This is a genomic window from Kitasatospora sp. NPDC057904 (assembly GCF_042887925.1).
Lineage (GTDB): Bacteria > Actinomycetota > Actinomycetes > Streptomycetales > Streptomycetaceae > Kitasatospora.
Genome location: NZ_JBHVOL010000025.1, coordinates 1 through 8,940 on the forward strand (window position 1 = coordinate 1; position 8,940 = coordinate 8,940).

Below are 8,940 nucleotides of genomic sequence, written 5' to 3' on the forward strand. Positions count from 1 at the left end.
GCGGAGGCCGAGGTCATGACGGCTTCGGTGCGCAGGGGGTTGATCTCGGAGACGGCGCCGACGAGCGTGGTCTTGCCGACACCGAAGCCGCCCGCCACGACGATCTTCGCTGACGTCGTGGCGCGGGCGGGTCCGTTAGAGCTTGCGAAGTCCACTGAGGACCCTTTCGAGCAGCGTGACGTCGGGCGTTCCGCCCGACTCGCCCGCGGCGGCGGGCTGGTGGATGGCGACGAGGCCGGCCTCGGCCAGGTCGGCCACGAGGATGCGGGCGACACCGAGCGGCACGCCGGCCAGTGCGGAGATCTCCGCGATGGATTTGACCTCACGGCAGAGGTTGACGATCCGGGCGTGCTCGGGCAGCAGGCCGCCGGTGCGCTCGGCCGATCCCGTGGTCGAGATCAGGGCCTCGATGGCGAGCTGGTAGCGGGGCCGGGTCCGGCCGCCGGTCATCGCGTACGGGCGGACCAGCGGCTGCTGCTCGTAGCCGTCGGACTGCTGCCCGCCGTAGCCGCTGCCGTACCCGCTGCCGTACGGGCCGGCGGGTGTCGAGGGCGGGGTCATGGGTCCTCCTTGTGCTGCGGCCTCGGGCAGCAGGTTCCAGCTGGGGCGTTCCAGCTGAGGCGGGATCAGCTGCCTGAGGGTAGCTGAGGGTCGAGCGCCGGGACCGGTCGGGTCGGACCCGGCGGGGAGGTGGGACGGTGGATGGGTGGGTGCCGTGCGGGCCCCCGGTCAGTGCAGGAGACTGCCCTGGAGTTCTGCGCGGAGTGCGGGGGTGAGGACGGCGCCTGCGCGGTCGACGAGCAGGGCCATCTCGTAGCCGACGAGGCCGATGTCGGAGTCGGGGGCGGCCAGGACGGCGAGGGCGGAGCCGTCGCTGACGGCCATGAGGAACAGGAAGCCCCGTTCCATCTCGACGACGGTCTGGTTGACCTCGCCGCCCTCGAAGATCCGGCTGGCGCCGGAGGTGAGGGAGGTGAGGCCGGAGGCGACGGCGGCGAGCTGGTCGGCGCGGTCCCGGGGGAAGCCCTCGGACATGCACAGCAGGAGGCCGTCCGCGGAGACCACCACGGTGTGGGACACCCCGGGGGTGTTGTCCACGAAATTGGTGATCAGCCAGTTCAGGTTCTGTGCGGCCTGGCTCATCTGGTTCAACTCAACGCTCCTGGTGATCTGCGCCGTTGCCGTCGCTCCGGCCCCCGAAACTATCGAACCCGGGCTGCTGGGCACCATGCTGGAAGCCGGGCCGGCCGGGCTGGCCGACCTGCTCCGCGCCCGCCCGGCGGCCCTGCTGGATGCCGCGGCGGAGGTTGGTCAGCCGGCCGCGCACCTCCTCGGGGGCCCGGGAGACCTGGGGACCGGTCAGCGGGGAGGCCTCGGCGGTGCCGGAGACCAGGTTGGCCTGCGGGGTCCGCCGGGGGAGGCCGGACATCGTGACGCCGCTGGTCGAGGGCTCCCGTACCTGCTCCGCGCGGCGCCAGCGCTCGTCGTTGGCCGACGGACGCCACGGGGCGTCGCCCTCACCGGGCTGCGGCTGGCCCTGGGGGACCTGCTGCTGCGGCGCGGCCTGCTGGCCGGGCTGGCCGTGCTGGCCCTGGGGGGCCTGCTGCCGGGGCGGACGGCCCTGGGGCTCCTGCCGGACCTCCGGCGCCGACGTGCCGGGGCGGCGCGGCTGGTACGCCGGCGGCCGGGCGTCCTGCGCGGCCCACGGCTGCTGCCCGGCGCCGCCCTCGGACGAGCCGGTCGGCAGCGCCATCGGCTCCTGGCGGACGGGCTCCGGACGGGCCTGCTCCTGGCGGACCGGCTCCGGGCGCACCGGGTTCGGCACGTTCGGCAGCACCGGCTCGACCAGGCCGAGGCCCAGCGGGTCGCGCGGGTCGATCTGGCTGGCCTCGAAGCGCGGGCGGGCGAACTGCTGGGTGCTCTCGACCGGGGCCGGTTCGGCCGGCGGGAGCTGGGCCTGCGGGGCCTGCTGCTGCGGGAGCTGCGGCTGGCGGTCGCGCTGCGGTGCGTCCGGGCCGGGGCGCTGCGGGCGGCGCGGACCCTGCGGACCCTGGCCGCCGGGCCCCTGGGGCCCCTGGGGACCCTGCGGACCCTGGCCGCCGGGGCCCTGCGGACCCTGCGAGCCGGGGCGGCCGGGCTGGCGGCGCTGCGGCAGGCCGTCCTGCGGGCGGTTGCCCGGGCGGGCGCCCTGGCGCGGCGCACCCGGCGCACCGGGTGCACCCGGGCGGCCGTGCTGCGGCTGCTCGCCGGTGCGGGGACCACCGTTCGGGTCGCCACCGGGGCGCGGGCGCTCCTGGCCGGGGCGGCCGGGCGCACCCTGCGGTCCGCCGGGCTGACCGGGCTGACCGGGCTGGCCGGGCTGGCCGGGGCCACCGGGCTGCTGGCCGCGGCGGGGCAGGCCGGGGCCGCCCTGCGGCGGGCCCTGGCGGCCGGGGCCGCGCTGCGGCAGGCCGCCCTGGGCCGACTGCTGCGGCTGCTGAGCCTGCTGGGGCTGCTGCGGCTGCTGGCCCGGCAGACCCGGCTGACCCTGCGGGACGACCGGGTTCTCGCGGAGCGCCTTGCCGACCTGACGGGTGGGCAGGCCGCCGGTGCGTCCGCCGGGCGCACCGGGAGCGGTCGGGGCACCCGGCGCCGCCGGGGCGGCCGGACCGCCCTGGCCGAGCTGCGGGCGGCCCTGCGGGGCACCGCCGGCCGGGCCCTGGCCGAGCGCGGCCGGACCGCCCTGGCCGGCCGGCATCTGGCGCTGCTGGCGCGGCGTCGGGGCGACCCCGCGCTGCTGCTTGGCCTGCGCCGGACCGGGGCGGCCGGCGGTGCGGCGGTCGGCGGAGTTGGTGACGTCCACCGGGAGCATGACGAGCGCGGTGGTGCCGCCGGAGTCGCTGGGGCGCAGCTGGATGCGGATGCCGTGTCGCAGGGACAGGCGGCCGACCACGAAGAGGCCCATGCGGCGGGAGACGGAGACGTCCACCGTCGGCGGGTTGGCGAGGCGCTCGTTGATCTCGGCGAGGTCGTCGGGGCTCAGGCCGATGCCGGTGTCGTGGATCTCGACCAGCACGCGGCCGTCGGGCAGCGCGTGGCCGGTGACCCGGACGCGGGTCTGCGGGCTGGAGAACGAGGTGGCGTTCTCCAGCAGCTCGGCGAGCAGGTGGACGAGGTCGTTGACGACGCGGCCGGCGACCTCGGCCGACGGCACCGCGGCGAGTTCGATGCGCTCGTACTGCTCCACCTCGGACGCGGCGGCGCGGAGCACGTCGACCAGCGGGACGGGGCGGGTCCAGCGGCGGCCCGGGTCCTCGCCCGCGAGGACGAGGAGGTTCTCGCCGTTGCGGCGCATGCGGGTCGCGAGGTGGTCGAGCTTGAAGAGGTTGGCGAGCTGGTCCGGGTCCGCCTCGCGGCTCTCCAGCTCGGAGATGAGCGACAGCTGGCGCTGGATGAGGCCCTGGCTGCGGCGCGAGAGGTTGGTGAACATCGCGTTGATGTTGCCGCGGAGGAGGGCCTGCTCGGCGGCGAGGCGGACGGCCTCGCTGTGCACCATGTCGAACGCGTGGGCCACGTGGCCGATCTCGTCCGTGGAGTCGACGGCGACGGGTTCGACGGTGACGTCGACGTCGTGCGGGTCGCTCTCGGAGAGCGTCTTGACCAGCTCGGGCAGCCGCCGCTCGGCGACGTCCTCGGCCGCGGCCTGCAGGCGGGTCAGCGAGCGCACCATCGAGCGGGCGATCAGACCGGCGCCACCGAGGGCGACGAGCAGCACGAGGGCGACGGCGCCGGCGATGATCAGGGCGTCGGTGTCGGCCTGGGACTGGAGGTCCTGGGCCTTTCCGTCCAGGTTCTCCAGCAGCTTGGACTCGATCCGCTGCTCGGCCTTGATCTTGGCGGTGGCCTTCTCGTACCAGTCCTTGTAGCTGACCGGGTCGGTCTGGTGGATACCGCTCTGCTGGAGGATCGAGCGCGAGTAGCGGTCGGCGTCGGCGACGACGTTGTTGTAGCTCAGCTGCCCGCGCAGGTTGTCCAGGTCGTGCGCGGTGTAGATGTTGTTGAACGTCGTGAGCGCGTTGTCGTACGTCGTGCGCAGGCGGATGCCGAAGGACTCGTCGCTCAGGCTGAGGTCGGGGGCCTTGGGGTTGGCGAGCGCGGCGCTGATCAGGGCGCGCTGCTGCGAGGTCGCGTCCTTGGCCAGCGAGAACTGCTGGAGCGCGCGGGTCGCGACGACCAGGTCCTTGTTGTTCGACGCGAGCGCTATGTCCTGGGTGATGGACAGCAGGTCGCGGATGATCACGTCGTACGCGGTGATCGTCGACTGGATGTTCTGGTTGTTCTGGTACGGCGTGTTGCGCGCGTCCGAGATCGAGTTGAGGTCCTTGCGGATCTGGAACAGCAGCGCCTTGCCGCCGGAGAGTTCGAGGTTCTCGAACTTGTCGGAGGAGGCGGTGAAGGTCCGGCTCAGGTCGTCGGTGGTCTTGCGCGCGGAGACGATGTCGTCGTCCAGCGGGTCGCTCGGCCGGTTGGTGATCGGGCCGGCGCTGATGTCGCGCTCGGTCTGCAGCGCGTCGGCGAGGTTGGTCGCCTTCTTGGCCAGGTCGGACAGGTTGGCCATCTGGGCGAGCTGCTGCGAGGCCTGCATCGAGGTCTGGATGCGCAGGCCACCGAGGACCAGCGAGACCAGGACGGGCAGCGCGAGCAGCGCGATCAGTCGGGTCCGGATCCGCCAGTTGCGCATCGCGAGTCGGCTCAGACCGGTGGCGCGGCGCCTGGTGAGGGACGTGCGGAGCTTGTCGCGGGCGGATTTCCGGTCCTGGCTGTCCTGCTCCGGGCGGCCGGTGCCCTCGGGCGTCGGCGGTTCGGCCGGGCCACCGGGGGCCGCCGCCGGCTGGGGGGCTGCCACAGGCTCGCGCGACTCCGGGTTCCCCGCGGCGCCGCTACCCCTCTTGAAACGTCCCTGCACTGGCGTCGCAACCTCTGGACCGGGCGTCCCGCCGCGTTGCCACGGCCTGGACGGTGTCGAGTTTCCATCCGCACCCCGGCCGGTCCGGGAGAGCGGGCACCGGGGTGGACTGCTCCCTACCCACGGTCCGTGGCATTCCAGCACAGCGAGGGAATCCCAACAAGGGCCGCCGGGAACCATCGGTCACGGCTACCGACCGCGTGCGCGGTTTCACGGACTGTGCGGTAACCGGACCGGAATACCGCCTTTTTCGGACACTCGTCCGATACATGCCAACGAGACCCTAGATCGACAAGAGTCGCAGACCTGCCGGAATGCCCGGTATCGGTGTTTTGTCGGGAAATCCCGTTCCGGTGAAATGTCGGATATCGGAGATTTGCAGACCTATTTGTGAGCAAAATCACAGGCGAATGTGTAGCTTTGGTCACGGTCCCTGTGGAATGAGATCTCGTAACCTGGCTGCATCCGGAGCACGGCCCCGATCAGCCTGCCCAGAATCCCTCCGAATCAATCGGACTCACTCAGGCCGTGCCGCCGCCGTCGTGGCGCGCCCGGCCGCGAACACGAGGTGCTGACTCGATGTCCCAGGCGAAGAAGGCCACCAAGTCCACGCTGCCCTGCCGCTCCACGGCGAACCCGCGCCGGACCACGCTGGCCTCGGTCGAGGACTTCAGCAAGATCCCCGGCGCCCGCAAGCCCGAGGACAAGGCCGTCACCTACTCGACCGACCTGCCCGGCAACACCGCGAACCCGCGCCGCACCCAGCTGATGGTCGCGCCGGTGGCCGTCCCGCAGGACTGATCCCGCCCCGCGCCGCGCGAAGGGCGCCGCAGCCGTCGAACCGGCCGCGGCGCCCTTCGCGTTCGCGCGCCGGGACCGCCGGGCCGGCCACGCCCGGACGGCGCCCGCGCCGAACAGGCCCGAAGCGGCCGGGGGAGGGCCCACGCGATAGCCTGGTCGACGATTGACGGGGCCGCGCCCACGCCGGGCGGGGCGCCCACCAGCGCCCGGGGGCGCCCCGGGCGGCCGACGAAGCGAGGGGTAGCCCAGCCGTGCGCATTGCGAGGTTTTCCGTCCGGGAAGGGAGCCCTGCCGCCGGCAGCGTCTCCTTCGGCGTCGTGGAGGGGGACCCGGCCCGGCCGGAGTCGCTGGTCGTCCACGCCCTGGCCGGCCACCCGTTCGGCCAGCCGCAACCCACCGGCGAGAGCTACCGCTTCCAGGACGTGCGGCTGCTCAGCCCGATGCTCCCCAACAAGATCGTGGCGGTCGGCCGCAACTACGCGGCCCACGCGGCGGAGATGGGCGGCGGCGTCCCGGACGTCCCGCTCACCTTTTTCAAGCCGTCCACCTCGGTGATCGGCCCGACCGAGAGCATCGCCTACCCGCCGTTCTCCTCGGACGTCCACCACGAGGCCGAACTCGCCGTGGTGATCGGCCGGATGTGCCGCGAGGTCCCGCTGGAGCGGGTGCCCGAGGTGATCCTCGGCTACACCTGCGCCAACGACGTGACCGCCCGCGACGTCCAGCAGCGCGAGGGCCAGTGGGCCCGGGCCAAGGGCTTCGACACCGCCTGCCCGCTCGGCCCCTGGATCGAGACCGACGTCGACCCGGGCGACCTCGCGATCACCTGCACGGTCAACGGCGAGCTCCGCCAGAGCGGGCGCACCTCCCAGATGGTCCGCTCGGTGGCCGAGCTGATCGTCCACATCTCCGAGGCCATGACGCTGCTGCCCGGCGACGTCATCCTCACCGGCACACCCGCTGGGGTGGGCCCCGTCAACGTCGGCGACGAGGTCGCCGTCTCCATCGAAGGCATCGGCACTCTCGCCAACAAGGTGATCAAGCGTGGCTAACACTGACCCGGCCGTCCGGGTTCGCTTCTGTCCCTCCCCGACCGGCAACCCCCACGTGGGCCTGGTCCGCACCGCCCTCTTCAACTGGGCCTACGCCCGCCACAACGGCGGCACGCTGGTCTTCCGGATCGAGGACACCGACGCGGCCCGCGACTCCGAGGAGTCGTACGAGCAGCTGCTCGACGCGATGCGCTGGCTCGGCTTCGACTGGGACGAGGGCCCGGAGGTCGGCGGTCCGCACGCGCCGTACCGCCAGTCGCAGCGGATGGACATCTACGCGGACGTCGCCCGCCGCCTGCACGAGGCCGGCCACGCCTACCACTGCTACTGCAGCACCGAGGAGCTGGACGCCCGCCGCGAGGCCGCCCGCGCGGCCGGCAAGCCCTCCGGCTACGACGGGCACTGCCGGGACCTGACGGACGACCAGGTCGCCGTCTACAAGCTGGAGAAGCGCGAGCCGATCCTGCGCTTCCGGATGCCCGACAAGACCATCGCGTTCGACGACCTGGTCCGCGGCACGCTCAGCTTCGAGCCGGAGAACGTGCCGGACTACGGCATCGTCCGGGCCAACGGCGCCCCGCTGTACACCCTGGTGAACCCGGTCGACGACGCCCTCATGGGCATCACGCACGTGCTGCGCGGCGAGGACCTGCTGTCCTCCACCCCGCGCCAGATCGCGCTGTACGAGGCGCTCGCCGGGATCGGCGTGGGCACCGGAGCCACCCCGCGCTTCGGCCACCTGCCGTACGTGATGGGCGAGGGCAACAAGAAGCTCTCCAAGCGCGACCCGCAGGCCTCGCTGAACCTGTACCGCGAGCGCGGCTTCATCCGCGAGGGCCTGCTCAACTACCTGTCCCTGCTGGGCTGGTCGCTGGCCGACGACCGCGACATCTTCGACACGGACGAGCTGATCGCGGCCTTCGACATCGCGAAGGTCAACTCCAACCCGGCCCGCTTCGACCTGAAGAAGTGCGAGGCGATCAACGCCGAGCACGTCCGCAAGCTGGCCCCGGAGGACTTCGTCCGCCGCCTGGTGCCGTACCTGCAGGCCCCCGGCCTGCTGCCGGCCGAGCCCACCGCCGAGCAGCTGGACCTGCTCGCCAAGGTGGCGCCGCTCACCCAGGAGCGGATGGTCGTGCTGAGCGAGATCGTCAACATGGCCGGCTTCCTCTTCGTCGACCCGGCCGACTTCGCGGTCGACCCGGACGACGCCGCCAAGGCGCTGACCGCGGACTCCCGCCCGGTGCTGGAGGCCAGCATCAAGGCGCTGGAGGAGCTCGGGGACTTCACCCCGGAGCCGATCCAGGCCGCGCTGCGCGAGGCGCTGGTGGAGGGGCTGGGCATCAAGCCCAAGTTCGCCTTCACGCCGCTGCGGGTGGCCGTCACCGGCCGCCGGGTCTCGCCGCCGCTGTTCGAGTCGATGGAGCTCCTCGGCCGCCCCGAGACGCTGCGTCGCCTGCGTTCCGCCCTGGACGCCCTGCCGGCCGCCTGAACGGGCCGCTGAGCACGCCCGCGGGCCCGGCCTGGTGCCGGGCCCGCGGCGTACCCGGAGGTCATCCGTCGGCCCCCCGGACGCTGCCTGGGGTTATCGATTTTGGAGCCAGGGCAGACGTCGGGTAATGTTCTTTCTGCGCCGCCCGGGAGGGAACGGACGAGGGAGCGAAAGCCCCCCGGCCGGGACCGAGCGAGAGGCGCAACGCCTGAGAGGATCCGACGAGGGTTCAACTCTGGTGGGGTATGGTGTAATTGGCAGCACGAGTGATTCTGGTTCATTTAGTCTAGGTTCGAGTCCTGGTACCCCAGCGCAGTACCGCAGTAACAGCACCACCGCAGGACAAGTGAAGATCAAGCCCCCGTTGTGTAGCGGCCTAGCACGCTGCCCTCTCACGGCAGTAGCGCCGGTTCGAATCCGGTCGGGGGTACTGATCCCGCAAGGGATCACCTGGAAAGCCCCCGTTGTGTAGCGGCCTAGCACGCTGCCCTCTCACGGCAGTAGCGCCGGTTCGAATCCGGTCGGGGGTACTGATCCCGCAAGGGATCGCCAGGAAGCCCCCGTTGTGTAGCGGCCTAGCACGCTGCCCTCTCACGGCAGTAGCGCCGGTTCGAATCCGGTCGGGGGTACCAGAGCAGGAAGCCGGTGGC

The 8,940-nt window shown here is 72.6% G+C and carries 6 protein-coding genes, 4 tRNA genes and 1 pseudogene; 7 read left to right on the forward strand and 4 right to left on the reverse strand.

The window, feature by feature from the left end; translation table 11 throughout:
- From ACFVSN_RS37870 to ACFVSN_RS37885, 4 genes and pseudogenes are all read right to left on the reverse strand, one after another.
- Nucleotides 1-155: pseudogene (locus tag ACFVSN_RS37870) on the reverse strand (ATP-binding protein); the annotation flags it as partial.
- Nucleotides 136-561, reverse strand: a complete 426-nt coding sequence (locus tag ACFVSN_RS37875) for a DUF742 domain-containing protein (RefSeq protein WP_030248215.1) — start codon at nt 559-561, stop codon at nt 136-138. The gene ACFVSN_RS37875 and the pseudogene ACFVSN_RS37870, both read right to left, overlap by 20 nt.
- Before the next feature lie 168 nt (nt 562-729).
- The gene (locus ACFVSN_RS37880) at nt 730-1,143 is read right to left on the reverse strand and encodes a roadblock/LC7 domain-containing protein (protein WP_030248297.1); all 414 of its coding nucleotides are present in this window, start codon (nt 1,141-1,143) and stop codon (nt 730-732) included.
- A 10-nt stretch (nt 1,144-1,153) separates the two neighbouring features.
- Nucleotides 1,154-4,885, reverse strand: coding sequence for a nitrate- and nitrite sensing domain-containing protein (locus ACFVSN_RS37885; protein WP_387957950.1), 3,732 nt, complete (start codon nt 4,883-4,885; stop codon nt 1,154-1,156).
- A gap of 639 nt (nt 4,886-5,524) precedes the next feature.
- Between ACFVSN_RS37885 and ACFVSN_RS37890 the strand changes: the two genes are divergently transcribed.
- The 7 genes from ACFVSN_RS37890 to ACFVSN_RS37920 all read left to right on the forward strand — a co-directional run bounded on the left by ACFVSN_RS37890 (nt 5,525) and on the right by ACFVSN_RS37920 (nt 8,922).
- Entirely contained in the window at nt 5,525-5,746 is a 222-nt protein-coding gene (locus tag ACFVSN_RS37890; RefSeq protein WP_380448663.1) for a hypothetical protein, read from the forward strand.
- Between the two features lie 251 nt (nt 5,747-5,997).
- A complete protein-coding gene (locus ACFVSN_RS37895) occupies nt 5,998-6,798 on the forward strand; it encodes a fumarylacetoacetate hydrolase family protein (protein WP_380448665.1) in 801 nt (266 codons plus the stop codon).
- A complete protein-coding gene (gltX, locus tag ACFVSN_RS37900; RefSeq protein ID WP_380499460.1) occupies nt 6,791-8,290 on the forward strand; it encodes a glutamate--tRNA ligase in 1,500 nt (499 codons plus the stop codon). Before ACFVSN_RS37895 ends, gltX begins: the two co-directional genes overlap by 8 nt.
- 239 nt (nt 8,291-8,529) lie before the next feature.
- Nucleotides 8,530-8,601 (forward strand) — tRNA-Gln (locus ACFVSN_RS37905).
- A gap of 46 nt (nt 8,602-8,647) precedes the next feature.
- Nucleotides 8,648-8,720 (forward strand) — tRNA-Glu (locus tag ACFVSN_RS37910).
- A gap of 27 nt (nt 8,721-8,747) precedes the next feature.
- A tRNA-Glu gene (locus ACFVSN_RS37915) sits at nt 8,748-8,820 on the forward strand.
- 26 nt (nt 8,821-8,846) lie between these two features.
- Nucleotides 8,847-8,922: transfer RNA gene (locus ACFVSN_RS37920), tRNA-Glu, on the forward strand.
- Nucleotides 8,923-8,940 lie beyond the last annotated feature (18 nt).